7 protein-coding genes are annotated in these 19,235 nt (G+C 35.9%); 6 read left to right on the forward strand and 1 reads right to left on the reverse strand.

Annotated elements, in window-relative coordinates; all coding sequences use genetic code 11:
* Positions 1 to 2 precede the first annotated feature (2 nt).
* Positions 3 to 2,801, reverse strand: a complete 2,799-nt coding sequence (locus GSY47_RS09290) for a glycosyl hydrolase (RefSeq protein WP_179005922.1) — start codon at positions 2,799 to 2,801, stop codon at positions 3 to 5.
* A gap of 462 nt (positions 2,802 to 3,263) precedes the next feature.
* Here GSY47_RS09290 and GSY47_RS09295 point away from each other — a divergent pair, with 462 nt between their 5' ends.
* The 6 genes from GSY47_RS09295 to GSY47_RS09320 all read left to right on the forward strand — a co-directional run bounded on the left by GSY47_RS09295 (position 3,264) and on the right by GSY47_RS09320 (position 19,197).
* On the forward strand, positions 3,264 to 6,407 hold the full coding sequence (locus GSY47_RS09295; protein ID WP_179005924.1) for a SusC/RagA family TonB-linked outer membrane protein: 3,144 nt from the start codon (positions 3,264 to 3,266) through the stop codon (positions 6,405 to 6,407).
* Between the two features lie 6 nt (positions 6,408 to 6,413).
* Complete coding sequence (locus tag GSY47_RS09300; protein WP_179005926.1) at positions 6,414 to 7,946, forward strand: RagB/SusD family nutrient uptake outer membrane protein; 1,533 nt, start codon at positions 6,414 to 6,416, stop codon at positions 7,944 to 7,946.
* A 428-nt stretch (positions 7,947 to 8,374) separates the two neighbouring features.
* The gene (locus GSY47_RS09305) at positions 8,375 to 11,530 is read left to right on the forward strand and encodes a SusC/RagA family TonB-linked outer membrane protein (RefSeq protein ID WP_179005928.1); all 3,156 of its coding nucleotides are present in this window, start codon (positions 8,375 to 8,377) and stop codon (positions 11,528 to 11,530) included.
* Positions 11,531 to 11,571: 41 nt separating this feature from the next.
* Complete coding sequence (locus tag GSY47_RS09310) at positions 11,572 to 13,674, forward strand: RagB/SusD family nutrient uptake outer membrane protein (protein WP_179005930.1); 2,103 nt, start codon at positions 11,572 to 11,574, stop codon at positions 13,672 to 13,674.
* Between the two features lie 422 nt (positions 13,675 to 14,096).
* The gene (locus GSY47_RS09315) at positions 14,097 to 17,231 is read left to right on the forward strand and encodes a SusC/RagA family TonB-linked outer membrane protein (RefSeq protein WP_179005932.1); all 3,135 of its coding nucleotides are present in this window, start codon (positions 14,097 to 14,099) and stop codon (positions 17,229 to 17,231) included.
* 22 nt (positions 17,232 to 17,253) lie between these two features.
* Positions 17,254 to 19,197: a RagB/SusD family nutrient uptake outer membrane protein gene (locus GSY47_RS09320; protein ID WP_179005934.1), complete on the forward strand. Its 1,944-nt coding sequence runs from the start codon at positions 17,254 to 17,256 to the stop codon at positions 19,195 to 19,197.
* Positions 19,198 to 19,235: the final 38 nt, after the last annotated feature.

Genomic DNA, 19,235 nt, shown 5'->3' on the forward strand with positions numbered 1-19,235 from the left:
CGTTATTTAATAGTTAGTTTAGATGTTAAAGGTGTAATGCTCACTGGGCCTAATAATCCAGAAGGCATGGGGCTCCATTTTGTAGCGTCGAATTTTTTATAATCTTTATCGACCATATTGATTTCATAAAAAATCTTCCATTCTTCTCCTTTTAATTCTTTGTCACGAATTCTGTTAGCAGAAAGATTCGTTACCTGAATCTTTAGAATGTTTTTACCCGATTTTAATTTTCCAATATTCAGTTCATATGGAACAGACCAAGCCGTGCCGATATATTGGTCATTCAGCCAAACTTTTGCGCTTTCGCGGACATCGCCCAGATTTAGATTCCAAGATTCTGTTTTGGCATTCGGGTTATCAAATTCCAAAGTATAGGTTGCAGAACCTGAAAAAGCTTCGGCTTCAGGACTTAAGTTTGTCCATGATTCCAAATTTGAAATTGTAGCGGGACTAGGCAGTTTTGGACCTCCTTTGTCAAAATTAATTTTCCATTTTCCTTTTAGAGGAACGGCTTCGGCGGTTGGTTCAAAATAAGTCCATTTTTTTTGTGAGGTCGTATTTTCTGTTTTTAGAAAATAAGACTTGCCCGGTTCTATTCTGATTTTGACGAATGTTTTATCGCCTGTTTTTTTAACTATAGCATTGCCAAATTCCCTGTTTAGCGGATCAAGAATAATAACTTCTTTATTGCTTATTTGTAGCGGAATAAAATCATCAATTGTTTTGGTAGTATGATTGACCAAATAGTATATTTTTTCTCCGTCGATTGTTCTTCGCGTATATTTTAAACCTGTATTTACAAGTGTTTCTGGGTAAATCTGCACATTTTCTAATGCAGTAAAGATGTCGGAGACTGGTTTTACCTCTTTGTTTTCAGCTAAAAGTGACTGCAGTTTTTCTTCCTGCTTTTTATAATCATTAAAACCGGGAACAGATTCTGGCAGATTTTCAAAAATAATTGAGGCTCCAGCCTTTTTCAATTCAATTAATTTTTGAAGTGTTGCCAAAGGCATTTTTTTACAGGAAGGAATAATTAAAGATTTAAAAGTTCCTCCTGGCAGCACTATTTTTCCATCAATGACTTTGGCATCAGCTATGAAATTATCCGAAATAAAATCAACGCCATATCCTTTTTTCATCAGTTTATTAGTCATGTCATAAAATGGAGTTCCATGCAGCCATTCTGAAAGAGAATGTATTTTGAATTCAAAAAATAAAGTACCTTTTTTGTATTCATTCCAAGTATCAAAAATGGGAAAGTACAATAAGATTTCATTGTCTGATTTTCCTTGTTGGAGCAATGATTGACAGTTAGCGATATAAGAGAATAGAGCAGGAGCATCTTCCCAAATGCTGTTATTGGCATTAAAATTTACAGAAGCGTAAAATTGCCAGCCCGGCCAAGCTGCTCTTTCTGGTGAATAAGTAGAACCATGCAGGAAAATATGATTAATTCCATTTAGCATTAAATCTTCTGCTTCTGGTTTACATTGTGACAATGCCGCTTTAAAATGTTCGCGAAGCCAAGTAAACGTTTCAGAAGAAACCAGATTTTTTCCTGAGATATGTGCTGCAGATGAAGAAAATTTCAACATTACGGGATCTGCATCTCCAGGACGAATATCTTCTTTTTCACGTCTAAAACCTGGAATATCAAAAGGCATTGAACCAAAAGTTTCGCATTCTGGAATATCAGCAGAAGCATACAAATCAATTAAATTCCCAGGAGAACCATGTGCTTGTAGTTTGGTTTTAAAGTTTTTAGAATTTGCCCATTTGGTCCAAGGTTTGTCAAATTTATTCAGTAATAAATCACCAATAGTCTGGCGGTAATCGCTTCGAATTCTGTTGCTTATTTCATCGTCGGTTTCATTGAGAAGCAAAGGAAGTTGTTTTTTAAGATCGTAGCCTCTGAGTTTTAAGAATTCATCAAAAAAAGCAGGAGTAAAATCGGTGCCATATACTTCATAACTGTCATTAAATATAGCCCTGATTTTGCCTTCTCGGCCTTTAAAAGCATTATTAAATGGAACAACATAAGCATTCAGCGCTTCTTCAGAATAATGGTCTAAAGTAAAACCAGCTCCACCCGGCGCTGCTCTTTTTACCTGCTGTCCTGTTTTACCTGTAAAAACAGCATATAACGTATAATCTGTTTTTTTTGCAGTCCATTTTAGTTTATTAGGTTCGGGATTTGGTAATGAAACTGAACTTCCGTCAAAACCTTTGTCCTTTGATTTCGATTTGTTGCCTGCCAGTTGATCTGTGAGATTAATGTAAGATCCGTCACTTCCATAGGCTACAACATATAACAGTGAAGCGGGATTTTTTTCTTTGCCGTTTTCTAGTTTAATAATTCTGTCGATTGTCTCATTTTTTTTAAGAGGATATTTTTCGACTATAAGTTTGGTAGCGGCATATTCAGGTGTAACGTGAGATCCGCCGTATGGCCATCCTGTACCCAATACCATATCGACCTGCATATGAAGACTGTCTGAAACGTGAATAGTATAATCAAGCATTTCCAGCCATTTTGGAGAAAGATAATCGATGAAGTTTTTTTCTTCACCTTTAACCCCATAAATCGGCGTAATTTCAACGCCCCCAATTCCTGCTTTATGAAAGTCGATCAAGCTTCTCTTTAAGTTAGGTTTATCCACTGCACTTCCCATCCACCACCATCTGGTCCATGGCTGGTTAATATTAGTAGATTGTGGCCAAGGTGATTTTTCATTTTTCTGACTAAATGAAATTGCAGTTATAAAGAGGAAAAATACGATATATGATTTTGGTATTCTCATTTTTTTAGCGGTTGGTCGGTTATAGTTGGTAAGGTGTTTGTTTTTAGCTGTTTAAAACGTTTTAATTCGTTCTAACTACTTGTAACAATAAAGTAAAAATATTTTTTGTCAATTAAAATGCTATCCTGTAGCATCCTGTTTTTTTAAGAATTTAATAAATGTATTATTTACAATTATTATTGTTTGTTTTTGAAGAATCTTCTTTTTTGTAATGATTAAATAAGCAATACTTTAATTTTTTTTTAAATAAATTTTGAATGTGAAAATTGGGAGGTTTTAAAAGATTTGCGTGCTTGGAAATCAGTAAGTTGACACTATTTATCTTGTTAAAAAAAGCAAAATAAAAATGTATTAAAAATATAATATATTGATTTCTAACAGGATACTACAGGATACCACGGAGATTGCTTCTAGATACATTTGGATTACTAGCTAACTATTAATTAACCAAATTAAACCTCTATGAAAAACAATCTTAATCTCTTACTGATTATGATCTTATTTTTGCTTGCCTGCTCATCTGGCTATGCACAAGAAAAAACGGTTACAGGAACCGTTACAGATCCAGCCAAATTATCAATACCAGGTGTTAATGTAATTGTAAAGGGGACCAGCAGGTCGACCAGTACAGATTTTGACGGTAAATACTCTATTTCGGCGGCACCCGGAGAAACATTGGTTTTTTCGTTTGTGGGATTTGTTAAACAGGAAGTAAAACTTGGAGCCAACGCGAGTTACAATGTATCGCTTGAAGCTGAGAGTGCGAACCTAAATGAAGTCGTGGTAATTGGTTACGGGACTCAAAAGAAGAAACTAACCTCTGGAGCAATTTCAGGAATTAAAACAGAAACTTTTACAGAACGTCCAATCTCACGAATTGATCAAGGATTAATTGGTCAGGTAGCTGGGGTTCGTGTAAAGCAGACTACAGGTCTCCCTGGACAGCCTTTTAGTATAGAAATCAGAGGGGCTGGTTCTATTACAGCAGGAAACGAGCCTTTGTATGTTATTGATGGATTCCCAATTTACACCGAAGGATCAAACAGCAATGGAGGTTTTTCTAACGGAAGTCCGCTTGACAACATGAATCCAAATGATGTAGCTTCGATTGAAGTTTTAAAAGATGCTTCTGCAGCAGCTATTTATGGCTCTAGAGCATCAAATGGGGTAGTGATTATTACCACAAAGAAAGGTAAAAGAGGAAAACCAAAATTTACTTTCAATACATACGGAGGAGTTAATAAAGAAGCTAATAGAGTGGATATGCTCTCTGCAGAAGGATGGATTAAACGTGCAAAAACTATGATTGATTCGCAATGGGTTGGTTCAGGAATTGCAGGGGCATCTGCAAGTCAGACTACAGCAGAAAGAATAGCGGCTTACAATGCGGTAAACCCTGCGACTCCACTTACTACATCAAATTCAAGATATTTTACATACTTGTATGATGACAGATGGGATATGCCGGGACATCCAGGATTGGACTATATTGACTGGCAGGATAAAGTTTTCCGCACAGGAGAATTCAGTAATTATCAATTAACGGCTTCTGGAGCTACAGATGCTGTGAATTATTATGTTTCTGCCAATTATCAAAAAAATACTGGATACATCATTGGAACTGATTATTCTCTTTTTTCTGCAAGAGCAAATGTAGATGTTAAATTGTCCGAAAACTTTAAAATGGGAATCAATTTGGCACCTTCATATTCCATTAAAAATGATCCCGGGGTTGAAGGAAAAGACAATACTTTGTTTAAAGCTCTTACCGCAACTCCAGTTTTTGAAAGTGCTTCAAACGCTGCAGGAGAAAAATATACAACGCGTTATGCTTGGGGGTCAAGTACAACAAATATGCTGAACGCTTTAGCAAGAACAGGAAGAAATTCCATGTACAGAAATCTAATTTCAGGATATGCTAGTTATCAGTTTGCAAAAAGTTTTACTTTAAAAAGTACTATTAATTTTGATAACTCAGATAATGTGAATGAAAGTTACACACCAAATGATGTCATTGCAAGTATCAGAGGAGCATATAATACCTATAGAAGGCAAAATATTGTAAATGAAAATACGCTTACTTATGATAGAACTTTTGGAAAACACAGTTTTAATGTGCTTTTAGGAGAGTCTTTTAATTCCTATCAAATCACAAAATCTACCATGTCATCGGGAGCGCTTTATAACAGTTCAAGTATAGAAACGCTTCCTGCAGGATCTATTGGCTCTACTACTGCAGAGAAAAATACATTATTGTCTTATTTTTCACGTCTTCAGTATAATTTTAAAGAAAAATACATTTTTGCAGCTAGTATCAGACGTGATGGATCTTCAAAATTTGGAACCGATAGGAGATGGGGGACTTTTTCTTCTCTTTCACTAGGATGGAGAGTTAAACAAGAAGCTTTTCTTGAGAATGTTGATTGGTTGACCGAATTTAAACTAAGAGCAAGTACTGGTATAAATGGAAGTAATAATATTGGAAGTTATGCGCAATATGCAACTCTAGGTACTTATAACTACACAATTGGAGGTGCAGTTGCAATTGGTCAGGGAGCTGCTTCTATACCAAACCCTTCATTGCATTGGGAAGAATCTAAAAGTATTGATTTTGGTTTGGATTTCGGATTTATTAAAAACAGACTTACTGGAACATTTGAATTATACAGGAAAAATAATAGCGAATTACTTTTAAGAGTTCCAGTGCCAGGAGATTCTGGTTTTCAAACGTATTTAAATAACATTGGAGAGGTGCAGAATCAGGGATGGGAGTTTGAATTGAACTCATTAAATGTTAAAACACCAAGTTTTGAATGGAGAACTTCTGCAAACATAAGTCATAATGAAAACAAAGTTTTGGCATTAGGTTCTGGTCAGTCTAAGATTGAAATCAGCAATGCATATGACGGAGGTGTTCCATTTGTAAAATTAGAAGTTGGAAAACCAATGTATACAATCTTTGGATTGAAGCAGAATGGAGTAGTGACTCAGGCAGATATTGATGCAGGCGGAACTACAATTGGAGGAAATAAATTAGTACTGGGAGATCCAAGATATGTTGACCAGAACGGAGACAAAAAAATCAATTCAGAAGATCGTGTTGATTTAGGAAATCCAACTCCAAAATATACGTGGGGTATTACCAATACTTTTAAATATAAAGATCTTGATTTAAACATTTTGGTTCAAGGACAAAACGGAGGAACGGTTTACGGTTTAACAGGGCGCGCTATTGACCGTACCGGAATGGGATCTGTAGAAAATTCATTAAACGTTGATCCAGCCGTTAGAGGAAACTGGAGAACATCTTTTGGTTATCAAGCCAATTCAGACTGGTTATATAAATCAGATTATATAAGTGTTAGGAGTATTTCAATTGGTTATAATTTAAGACAAGCGCTTAAAGGAATTTCAAGAATCGATAACGCCAGATTATATGTAACGGGAGAAAACTGGTTTTACTGGAATAAATACAAAGTAGGTTTTAATCCGGAAGCAGTAAATACTTCGGCAAGTTCAAATAGTGATTTCTCTGTTCCTGTTGATTATGGTGGAGCGCCTTTGGCAAAATCTTTAGTAATTGGGCTTAATATTAATTTTAATTAAAAGAAAATGAAAAAATATATCATCATAGTAGCAGGTGTTTTATTATTTGCGCAGTCGTCTTGTACAGATGAATTGACACAGTTGCCTTTGTCGCAGGGAACAATCGAAAATTTTTATAAAACTCCAGGTGATTTTGTACAAGCTAGAAATGCAACGTATTCAATAGCTTTTCATGGAACAACGGTTTATGGTTATGCAAACCGATTAATGAATTTAAGCGAAACCAGATCAGATAATTTGATGGCTACAACACAGGCATCAAGAGATTGGGAAGGAATCAACAGTTTTTATACATCTATTAGTTCTAATACTTATGTGAAAGAAGCTTATTTGACCAATTACAATGCGATTTATAAAGCCAATCAGTTATTAGAGAAAATAGCAGAAAAAGGAGATGTGATTTTTACGAATCCTGCTGATAAAACTTCAATGGCTGCAGAAGCTCATTTTTTGAGAGCATTTTGTTATTTTGATTTAGTAAGATGGTTTGGCCGCGTACCGTTGATAGAGAAAACATTAACAGCACAAGAAGCGGCAAAAATACCAAGAACAGCTGTTGTAGATGTTTATAAACTCATTATTTCCGATTTGGAATTGGCTATCGCTGATCTTCCGCCATCTTATGATACTGCAAATTTTGGTCGTGTTACTAAATATGGCGCAAAGGCATTATTAGGACTAGTTTACATGACGCGATCAAGTCCAACTTATGGTATTGATGGCGCAACATTAGGATTAAATGAATGGGATAAGGCATACAAAGAATTAAATGATATTAAATTAAGTGGTTTGTATGCTTTCGGAACAGACTACGATCCGATTTTTAAAACAGAGGGGAATGCTAACAAAGAAAATGTACTTGTAATTCCGTATACACAAAATATTTCAACTCCGGTGGGAGGTAATTTTATGGTTGAATTAGGTTATGAGCCTTATTTTGCTTCTTTAAACTTGTCAGCACAAGGAGCTTTAGAATCCAGACCTATTTCAAACGGTTTTATGAGCCTGTTTGCCGCAACGGATAAAAGAAAAATATTCGGAATTGCAACAAGTTATACTGTGGCTTCTGGAACATACAAAGGCAGTTACACACTTCCGGTTTTTAAAAAATATATTGATGCGACAAGATACGGAAATGGTCGTGAGGACTGGGGAGTCGATTTTATGATTACACGTTATACAGATGTATTAATGTTAATGGCTGAATGTACGCTTCATGGCGGTGGAGGTTCACAGACAGAAGTTGATGATATAGTAAATAAAGTAAGAACCAGAGCAGGACTTGCCGCAAATGCTTCTAATATTACTTTAGATGAATTGTTCGTAGAAAGAAGAAAAGAGTTTTTTGCAGAGGGAACAAGATGGTTTGACTTAATAAGATCAGGCAAAGCTGTAACAATTATGAATGCTTGGAAAGCTGCGGAAGATACTGAAAATAAAATCAGGACTATTGATAATAACTCATTGTTATATCCAATTCCGTTATCAGAAATGCTGGCAGTTCCTGGATTGTATGATCAAAATCTTGGTTACGATTAATAAATTTTGCCCCAAGCATTATTTTTTGTTTTTGAAGAGGAAATCGTCTCATTTGAGACGATTTTTTTGTTTTGATATGATGAAAACCGGATAGTATTTCTAAAAAAAATAATTTTAAATGTTGTGGAAATAAATTTTTAAATGTTGAAATCGCACTTATTTTGGGTATTATTTTCTTAGTATGTAAAAAAAAATATAAAAAATTACGACAATCTTAATTATTATATTGATTTGTTTTTTTTAAATGATTTTTTGGTCTTTTCCTTTTGAAATAAGGGCTTGCAAAGATTTTATTGGTTAAAAAAAACTTAATAAGTGTATTTTATACACTGTAAATTAGGCGTGTAAGTCAGGATACAACAGGATACCGTGCAAAATGCTTCTAGATAAATTTGGTTTAACTAATTACTAACCAAATTTAACTTTTTATGAAAAACAAATGGAGTCTATTTGCGGTCTTCTGTATGTGTGTATTTATGCATACTTTAGGTTACGCACAGAACAAAACGGTCAAAGGTACAATTACCGACGTATCTGGGCTGCCTATTCCGGGAGCCAACGTTATTATCAAAGGAACAAAGCAGGGAACTAGCACTGACTTTGACGGGAAATATTCGATTAGTGCTTCTGCGGGGCAGGTTTTAGTTTTTTCTTCTACAGGTTCAAAAACAGTTGAAAAAACTGTAGGAACAAATTCAGAAATTAATGTACTCCTTACAGATGAAATATCCCAGCTTAATGAGATTGTTGTCGTGGGATATGGAACTGTGAAGAAATCTGATGTAACTGGATCAGTTTCGACTATTAATGCGGAGCAATTAATGAACCGACCTGTTTCAAATGCTACTGAAGCTTTACAAGGAAAGATTGCTGGGGTTGATATCACAACAAATGAGCGTCCAGGTAGTCTTGGTACTGTTCGTATTCGTGGTACTCGATCTTTAACAGCAAGTAACGATCCTTTGTATGTTGTGGATGGTGTGCCATTAATGTCTGCTTCTGCAATTGAAACTTTAAATCCAAGAGATATTGAATCGATGGATATTCTTAAAGATGCTTCGGCAACTGCTATTTATGGATCTCGTGGTGCAAATGGAGTTATCATTGTAACTACTAAACAAGGAAAAGCAGGTAGATTCAGTTTGAATTATGCTGGTACAGTAACCACATCTGAAATTGTGGACAGATCGCCATCAATGAGTGCGTCAGACTTTATTACTTTCAGACGTTGGGCTGCGTACAATCTTGATCCAACTAAATATGCTAATCCAGCAACGCCTACTTATGATAATGATAAACTAATTTTTGACAGTGCACTAGATGGCCAGACGTCTAGAGATAATGTGTTAAAAGGATGGGCAAGCGGTTCTTGGGATGCTTCTAAAGTAACCAATACAGACTGGACAGATTATGTAACTCAAGGAGGAGTTAGCACAGAGCACGTTATTAGTGCAAGCGGTGGTTCTGAAAAAGTAAATACTTATGGTTCTGTTGGTTATCTAGATAATCAAGGTACTCAAAAAGGGCAGTGGTACAAACGTTATACTGCAAAACTAACTTCAAATATTAATCCGGTAGATTGGTTTAAAATGAATGCTTCTTTCAATGTTTCATGGAGTGAGCAAGATTATGGTATGTCAACTTTAAGCGCAAGAAGCGGTACTGCTCCAGATGCTATTTATGGTGCGGCTAAACAAATTTATAATATCGCTGTTCCTTATGATGCAAATGGTAATTTGATTATTAATCCAGGTGGTGAATCAGGAGTTTATACTGTTATGGATGAGTGGAATAAAAGTACACAGCAATCTCAGACCATGCGTATTTTGGCTAATTTTTCTGCTAGTTTAGACTTTGGTAAAATGACAAAATCACTGGAAGGACTAACTTATAAGTTAAATTTCGGACCAGATTACCGTCATTGGAGAGAAGGAGCTTATATTGATGGAACATCATCTTTAAAAGTAAATTCAAATGGTAGTGCTGGTGTCAATTTTGCCCGTCTTCAAAACCGTCGTGATTTATCATGGACTGTAGATAATATTATTAACTACGATCGCACATTTGCTGTAAAACATAAAGTAGGTTTAACTTTATTACAAACAGCATCATCTTGGAATATTGAAAACTCTTCAATGAGTGCAAATAATATCCCGAAACCTTCATTTTTATGGAATGCAATGGGATCAGTAGATGCTACAAATGCTGCTAATAATGCTCGTATGAGTTCAGGCCTTACGGAACGTGCTATTAGTTCTTATATGATTCGTACAAATTATGGTTACGATAATCGTTATCTATTGACAGTGTCAGGACGTTGGGATGGAGTTACGCAATTATCTGAAGGACATAAATGGGATTTTTTCCCTTCAGCAGCCTTAGCTTGGCGTATCAACAATGAAAAATTCTTAAAAGATGTGCAGTGGGTTGATAATCTAAAACTCCGTTTAGGTGTTGGTACTTCTGGAAACTCTTCTGTTGATCCTTACGGAACTTTAGGAAATATTAGTCAAATATTCCTTCCTTTTAATGGTCAGAGCAATGCAATAGGTTTTACAACAAATGAACCTTATTATACTTCTACTCAAACAGGAATGCCTAATAAAAACCTAGGTTGGGAAAAAACAACACAGTACAATCTTGGTCTTGATTTTAGTTTCTTAAAAAACAGAATCAGTGGTACTGTTGATGTTTATAAATCGGACACTAAAGATTTGTTATTACAAGTTGATATTCCGCCGGTATCTGGTTATCCATACATTGTTTCAAATATTGGTGAAACAAAAAATCATGGAGTTGAGGTCACGCTTAATCTTATTCCAGTACAAACAGCTAGCGGATTTACATGGGAAACTAATTTAAATGGAGCATGGCAAAAAGATCAAATTGTTAGTTTGGCAAATGGCGCACAAGACATGGTAAGTAACTCATGGTTCATCGGTCAGTCTATTGCTGTTCGTTACGGATATGATAATCAAGGGATTTGGCAAAATACTCCAGAAGATCTTGCTGAAATGGCGAAATGGAATGCTAATGGTTACAAATTTACACCAGGAAACGTAAGACCTAAGGATCAGAATGGGGATTATAAAATGGATGGTACTGATCGTGTAGTTGTAGGTAACAGTAATCCTAACTGGACAATGGGATGGAATAATAACTTTACTTATAAAGGATTTGATTTAGGAATAAATCTTTATGGACGCATGGGATATACAGCTTCTTTAGGAGGTGAAGCATTAACCGCTCATGCTAATCAGCGTGAAACAGATTACTGGACTCCTGATAATCCAAATGCTGAATTCCAAAAACCAATTTTGGGTCAGGCAACTTCAGGTTCTGCAGATGCTTTTTCTGGACTTCTTGGTTTCCAAAAAGCAGCATTTGTAAAAATTCGTAATATTTCTTTGGGGTATAATTTATCTAAAGATTTTGCAAATAAAATTGGGTTAGCAAACATGAAGTTTTATGTTCAGGCGGTTAATCCAGGAAGTATTTACCAGTCATTAGATTGGTATGATTTTGACACTAATAGAACATATTTCAACCGCAGTTTTGTTATGGGAGTTGAAGTTGGGTTTTAATGAATTGTGGCGAATTGAAGTATAACATTAAATGTGAAAAAATGAATAATTTAAAAAATATAGGAATCGGTCTTTTATTAATGACAGGGGTGTTTTTTGCTTCGTGTTCAGAAGACTTTCTAGACGAAGAACAAACAAATGCTTATTCAACAGCTTATTTTGATACACCCGAAGGTCTTCAAGCATTAACAGTGTCGCTTTATGGTAATATCCGCTGGCATTTTGGTTTTGAATGGTCTTACGGAAATACATTGTATGGTACAGATGAATTTACCAATGCAAATGACCTTACCAACGAAATGTGGAATACGTATGACAATAGATTTGGACCAGTAGGAGCCTCAACTGCAACGGGAGCGGCTAATGGAAATGCTACGAATCCAAATGCACTTTGGGATGAAATGTACTATGGTATTGCATCTTGTAATACAATCATTTCTAAAGCAGAAACGGTAATCTCAGATTTAAAAATTAGAAATCGCTGTTTAGCACATGCTTATTTTTTAAGAGGATATAACTATTATAGACTTGTTGCGCAATACGGAGGTGTCGTACTGCAGACAAAACCTATTGAAGGAGTGGTTCGTAACTATGAGCGTGCTACAGAAGAAAAATGTTGGGAACAGGTAATCTCTGATTTCCGTAATGCTTATACTCTTTTTGAAGGTGAAGTTTTTACTTATGGAAAAGGAATTACTTGGACAAAAGCTACTGCAGCACATTTCCTTGCAAAAGCCTTGTTGTTCCGTTCTTCTGAGCGAAATGATGCTTGGAATAGTGCCTACAAAGATTCTGATCTTAAAGAAGCAATTGATGCTTGTTCGTATGCAATTACAGCACGTGGACCATTGACGCCTAATTATAGTGATTTATATGCTAACTGGACAGGAGTTGACTGTCCAAATGAGCAATTAAGTGAAATCTTGATGGCTGCAGGTCATAATGCAGATGCGGCTACAGTTGGTCGTTTTGGAAATCGTACTTACAGTTATTTTGCTCCTCAGTTTTCAAGTTTTTCTGGAGGATGGGTAAGACGTGGTGTTTGGATTGGAAGTATGGACTTTCAGCGCTGTCGTCCAACCGAATATACATACGGAATTTTTGATCACGTAAATGATGCGCGTATGTGGAAAACTTTTAGAACTGTGTATGGTGCTAATACTGTAGTTACTCCTAATCCATCAGGAGTAAAAGTTGGAGATCCTGGTATTGTAATGATCTTGAATACTAAAAATGATAATACCTATAATAGTGCTAAATTTGGTGCTAGCGTACAAGCACCAACTTGGACAGATGTTAATGGTCGTCTTCCAGAATGGAATACTGGAGCAAGACAAACTGCTACTTCTGGGACTTTAGCAGTTAAAAAGGGACAATTTGTACCTAACTCTTCAGTATTATACCAAAATGGGGTTTATGTAGCGCCTACATTTAAAAACCAGCCAATTTGTAACTTCTTTGCAGGTATTAATAAAACAGAGTGCGGATCTCGTACTGCTGAAAGAGGTGATTCACACCGTGATGTAATTATGGCACGTCTTGCAGAGACTTATTTAGTACGCGCAGAGTGTTATTCTCGTTTGGGTCAGTATGGAAATGCAATGCAGGATATCAACGTAGTGAGAGTTAGAGCGCAATGGAAGGCTGGTGAAAACAGATCTTATTACAATGATGGTTCTCAAGCGTTTAAAGTAAATCCTTTAAATACAGGAACTTCAGCTACAAACTTTACAGCTTCTAATTTAGATATGAATACGTATTATTTGTCTAATCCAACACTTGCGGTTACAACTGCGGCTTCAGATTTAAGATTAACTTCTTTTCCAAACAACTTGCCAGCGGAAGACGAAGCAGTTATGGTAAAGGTTGGCGCTTCAACAGATAAAGAACGTGCAATCAACTTTATTCTTAATGAGTCTACTCGTGAGCTTTTAGGAGAATGGCAGCGTTGGGAAACTCTTTCTCGTACAGGAATGCTTATTAAACGTGCTAAAGCATTTAATGCTGAGGCTGCGCCTAATATTACAGTTAATAAACATGAACTTCGCCCAATTCCTCAAACGTTTATTGATGGATTGTTAAATGATGATGGTTCTAATTTGTCTAGTGCACAAAAAGCAGCATGGCAAAATCCAGGATATTAGTACCTTTTTGTTTTTGTTTTGAAGAAGAAATCGTCTCATTTGAGACGATTTTTTTTTGACTTAAAATGTGGTTAATAAACATATAGCATAATTGAAAGTTAGCTTTGTTTTTAAATGTTTTAAAAATAATCTTTCAATTATTAAAATCTCAATTATTTTACGTGTTAATTTATTTGTATATAAAATTTTTGTAAAAAAAATGCAAAAATATAACCCTAGGTGTTTATTTGTTTTATTTTAATGATTTTTTAATATTTCCTTTTAAAATCAAGGCTTTTGAAGATTTTATTGGTTAAAAAAATCTTAATAAGTGTATTTAATACACTGTAAATTAATGATGTAAGTCAGGATACCACAGGACACGGCGAAATTAACTTCTAGATAAATTTGAGTAACTAATTATTTAACCAAATTTAACTTTTATGAAAAACAAATTGAATGTGCTGCTAATAGGCATGCTTGTATTATTTCATACAATCAGTTATGCGCAGAACAAAGTAGTGAAAGGTACTGTCAAAGACGCTGCCGGATTACCGATTCCGGGAGTCAATGTACTCATTAAAGGAAGCCAGAATGGTGTAAGCACAGATCTGGATGGAAGTTACTCCATTAATGCCGCTTCGGGTGATGTTCTTACTTATAGCTTTATTGGTTTTAAAAAGCAAGAAATTTCTGTTGGACAGTCAGCTGTTTACAACGTGGTGCTTAAAGAAGATGACAATTCTCTCGAGGAGGTAGTCGTAGTAGGTTATGGTGTAAGAAAGAAAAAAGACCTTACTGGATCTATAGTAAGTGTTGGTGCAGAAGAAATAGCCTCTAGGCCAGTCGTAAATGCAGTTCAAGCCATGCAGGGAAAAGCCGCTGGTGTTGATGTTTCTTCAAACGAGCGTCCAGGAACCGTTGGCAGCATTACAATTCGCGGAGCCCGTTCTATTTCTGCTTCAAATGCACCTCTTTATGTAGTAGATGGTATTCCTCTTAATTCAAGATTGGTTACAGATGCCTCAACGGGTAAAATTAGCGTCGATGCCAATTCTGGAGGTATAGATTTTTTAAATCCTACGGATATTGAAACTATCGACGTTTTAAAAGATGCGTCAGCTACTGCAATCTATGGTTCTCGTGGTGCAAATGGAGTTATCATTGTAACAACTAAAAAAGGTAAAAACGGAAAATTTACTTTGAATTACGATACCTCATTAATGACAGAGACAATTCATGAAAATGCTCCAATGATGTCTGCTGCGGAATATATTGAATTTCGTCGTTGGGGTAGATATTACTCTAATACTTCTGCTTTTCCAAAAGGAGATGCTCCAACTATTGAAAATGACAGATTGATTTTCTTGGCTTCTGCGGATCCTTCTGCGTGGGCAAATGTCGAAAAAGGATGGAGAGATGCAAATGGAAATCTTACAACGACATGGGACGGTTCTAAAGTTGCTACAACAGACTGGAGCAAATTTGTAACCCGAACAGGAAATACACAGCAACATACTATTGCAGTGAGTGGTGGAACTGAAAAAATGAAAGGTTATGGTTCATTTGGATATCTAAATAATACAGGAACGCTGTTTGGACAAAGCTATGTACGTTACAGCGGTACGGCAAATGTAGATATTAATCCAGCTAAATGGTTTGCCATGGGAGTAAGTCTGAATACAAGTTATGGTATAAATGAGTATGGACAGTCTAACGTGGGAAGAACCGCTGTTACAAGTTCAACAGGAATTTATGCTACAGCCCGAACAAATCTTCCTTATGCAGTTCCTTATGATAGTAATGGAAACAGAATTGACAATCCTGGAGGAGATTCCACCATTAGAACTCCTGTTGATGAGTATAAATTGTCACAAGATCAGCGTGTAACACTCCGTGCTTTTGGTAGTTTATATGCACAGTTTGATTTAGGGGCAATGTTTTCTAAACTAGATGGATTAAAATACCGTATCAACTTTGGACCTGATTTAACTTCCTACCGTGATGGTGTTTATTTAGATGGTAAATCAGCTATTCGTTCGGGAACAAGTTTTGCTTCGCTTGCAAATGAAAAAACCATCTCCTATACACTGGATAACTTGCTTCTTTATAATAAAACTTTCGGAAATCACAATATTGGAGGAACGTTGTTAATGAGCCAGACAGAATATCATAATGAGAATAGCGCAATGTCTGCTAATGATATTAAAAATCCAGCAAATAAATGGAATGCTTTGAATCCTGCAAATGTTACGCTTGCTGGATATTCTTCAGGATTAACAGATACTGGATTGTTGTCTTATATGGGAAGAATAAGTTATGGATATTCAGATAAATATCTGCTTACTGCTTCTGGTCGTTATGACGGAGCATCACAATTGGCACCAAATAACAGATGGGCATTTTTCCCTAGTGCATCTGCAGCATGGGTAATTAATAGAGAAAAGTTTCTTGAAAATGTAAGCTGGCTTAACCAATTAAAAATTAGAGTAGGTTATGGAGTTACAGGTAATGCTGCTGTTCCGGCATATGCTACGCAACCGCCTTTAATTGGTATTGTTTATCCAACGGGATCTGGTGTAACCAATAATACTTCGTTAGGAAATGTTGATTTAGGCTGGGAAAAAACAGCACAGTTTAATTATGGTATAGATTTTTCCATGTTTAGTAACAGAATTTCTGGAGCTTTGGATTATTTCACAAGTAAAACGACAGATTTATTGCTAAAAAGCAGTGTGCCAACAACTACTGGGGTTAAAGATACGTATCGAAACGTTGGAGAAACTGAAGGAGAAGGTGTTGAGCTTACTTTAAACACAATAAACGTTGCACTTAAAGATTTTGAATGGACAACTAATATTAGTGCTTCTTATCAGCAAAATAAAATCGTATCACTTCAAAATGGAAAATTCGATGACATTAACAACAATTTGTTTATCGGAAATTCTCAAAATGTAATTTATGGTTTCGAGTCAAATGGAATATGGAGACCTGAAGATGCTGCTGAGATGGCCAAATTTAATGCCGCAGCAGGTTCAAATATTTTCTCTTTTGGTAATGCAAGACCAGTAGATCAAAATGGTGATTATAAAATTGATGCAAATAATGACCGCGTAATTATTGGTTCCAAAGATCCAAAATATATCGTGGGTATGACCAATACTTTTACCTATAAAAATTTAGACTTTTCAATTTTTGTATATGGACGTATGGGATATTTATATGATACTTTAGGAGAGAATGAAGGAGCGAAGGGAAGCCAAAGAAAAATCGATTATTATACAGATAATAATACAGATGCAGAATATCAGAAACCAATTTATTCTGCTGGAACTGGAGATCCTTATTTTCCTGTTCTTGGATACAGAAATGGATCATTTTTAAAAATAAGAAACATTTCTCTTGGGTATCGTTTTGATAAAGAATTTGTAGAAAAATTAGGTCTTGCAAAACTAAGATTATACTGCCAAGCTAATAATTTAGGGATGATTTTTACTAAAGTGAAATGGACGGATCTGGATACGCAGACAACTGCTTCAAATCGCGGGATGACTTTAGGACTGAATGTCGAATTTTAAAATAATTCAAAAAGACAACATTATGAAAAATTATAAAAATAGATATATTAATGTGATGCTGCTTGCTCTTGTAGCTTTAAGCACTTCATGTAACAAAGATTTTCTTGACGAAGAACTGACTACAGCATATAGTAAAGATTATTATAAAACCGAAGCGGGAATCCAAGCTTTAGCGATAGGAACAAATTATCAGGTTTTAGCAGCCGAATTTGTGGGCGAAGTACCTCTTGCCGTATCACAATCAGGTACAGATGAGTTTCATGCTGGAGGAGATCCTTCAAACTGGATTTGGAATTCATACTCATCAGGTTTTAAAGCTTTTGTAACAGTTAATAATGCCAATACAGTGGCAGCAAATACCAATTGGGATAATTTATATATCGGAATTGGAAATGCGAATCAGTTAATTGAAGCCGCTACTGATATTGTGTCAAGTAATGATGCTATCAAGAAAACAGCATTAGGAGAAGGTTATTTTTTAAGAGCTTTTAATTATTTAAAATTAGTGAATCAGTACGGAGCAGTTCCTTTAGTTCTTAAAACAAGCACTACGGTTCAGTTAGAATTTACAAGAGCAACACCAGAGGAAGTTCTGACACAGGTAATTGCCGATTTTACACAAGCCTATAATTTACTTTCGAATGCTGGTGCTCCTGCGAAAATTACGAAAGATGCTGCGGCGCATTATTTGGCGAAAGCTTATTTGTTTCGTGCAAGTGAAATTAATGATGCTTGGAACTCTGCTACTAAAACAGCCGATTTACAGCAGACAGTTACTTTGTCAGATGAGGTTATTTCGCATCATCCGCTGGCACCAAATTTTGATAATTTATGGAATTATACAATTGCAGACGGAGCAAATGAGAAGCTTGGAGAATTAATACTATCGGCACAGTTTAATAACAGCACTCTAACTACAGGAGGTAATCAACAGCATTTGTATTTCCTTTCTACTTACGATCAGTTGCCGCAAATGAGACGTAATTTAGCAGGAGGAAGACCGTTTAGCCGTCTGGCACCTACTTATTTTGTATATGATGTTTTTGATCATGTTAATGATTCCCGTTTTTGGAAAAGTTTTCAAACCAAAAGTATAGTAAATAATGCGTCAGGAGCTGTTTATAAAAACGGTGACTTAGGAATTATGTATGTGGTAAACAATGCTTCTGATACTCGCTTTGCAAAAACTAAAAATACTGATGCTATCATATATTCTAAAACAGGAAAAACAATTCCGAGTGTTTATGTAGCTTATGCGGCAGATAAAGTTGGTTTAATGGCCGATGTAAGATTTCCTTCTTTAAGCAAATATATGGACGGAAACAGAATAGATTTAAGTAATATAAAGGGATCGCGTGATATAATATTAGCTCGTTCTGCAGAAACCTACCTTATGGCAGCCGAAGCAAAAATTCGTTTGGCAAAAGCTGGGGGAGCTTCATTTGCAGATGCTTTGCCTTATATCAATGCTGTACGTACCCGCGCAGCTTATAAAACAGGCGAGAATCGTGCAGCATATGTAGACGGATCTGCGGCATGGACCACGACAGGACAGGCAGGAATTCCAATTTCTTATATCCCTGAAAATTCGTATTTTGAATCTAATAATATCGCCGTTACAACAAACGCAACCAGCTTGACTATATCAAGCATTGCAGCACTGCCGGCTGAAGATATGGCGGTGATTGCAAAATTAGGTTACGGATCAGATTACGACAGAATGTTGTGTTTAGTGTTAAATGAACGAACTAGGGAACTTTGCGGTGAGTTTCATCGCTGGCAGGATCTCAGCAGAACTAAAACTTTGATTGCAAGAGCAAAAGCTTATAATATTGAGGCTTCTCCAAATATTCAGGATTATCATAATCTGCGCCCGATTCCACAAACCTTTTTGGATGGGGTTTATGCAGGTGGAAGACCTTTAACCGCAGCAGAAAAAGAAGCAATGCAGAATCCAGGTTATTAGTTTTTTTTAAGTTTTATATACAGAATAGAACCGCCCAT

This window comes from Flavobacterium quisquiliarum, from assembly GCF_019308285.1.
Taxonomy (GTDB): Bacteria; Bacteroidota; Bacteroidia; order Flavobacteriales; family Flavobacteriaceae; genus Flavobacterium; species Flavobacterium quisquiliarum.

Coding starts and splice junctions, on each gene's coding strand:
- GSY47_RS09310 (WP_179005930.1), top strand. CDS start 11,572: ATGAATAATTTAAAAAATATAGGAATCGGTCTTTTATTAATGACAGGG.
- GSY47_RS09305 (WP_179005928.1), top strand. CDS start 8,375: ATGAAAAACAAATGGAGTCTATTTGCGGTCTTCTGTATGTGTGTATTT.
- GSY47_RS09300 (WP_179005926.1), top strand. CDS start 6,414: ATGAAAAAATATATCATCATAGTAGCAGGTGTTTTATTATTTGCGCAG.
- GSY47_RS09295 (WP_179005924.1), top strand. CDS start 3,264: ATGAAAAACAATCTTAATCTCTTACTGATTATGATCTTATTTTTGCTT.
- GSY47_RS09290 (WP_179005922.1), bottom strand. CDS start 2,801: ATGAGAATACCAAAATCATATATCGTATTTTTCCTCTTTATAACTGCA.
- GSY47_RS09320 (WP_179005934.1), top strand. CDS start 17,254: ATGAAAAATTATAAAAATAGATATATTAATGTGATGCTGCTTGCTCTT.
- GSY47_RS09315 (WP_179005932.1), top strand. CDS start 14,097: ATGAAAAACAAATTGAATGTGCTGCTAATAGGCATGCTTGTATTATTT.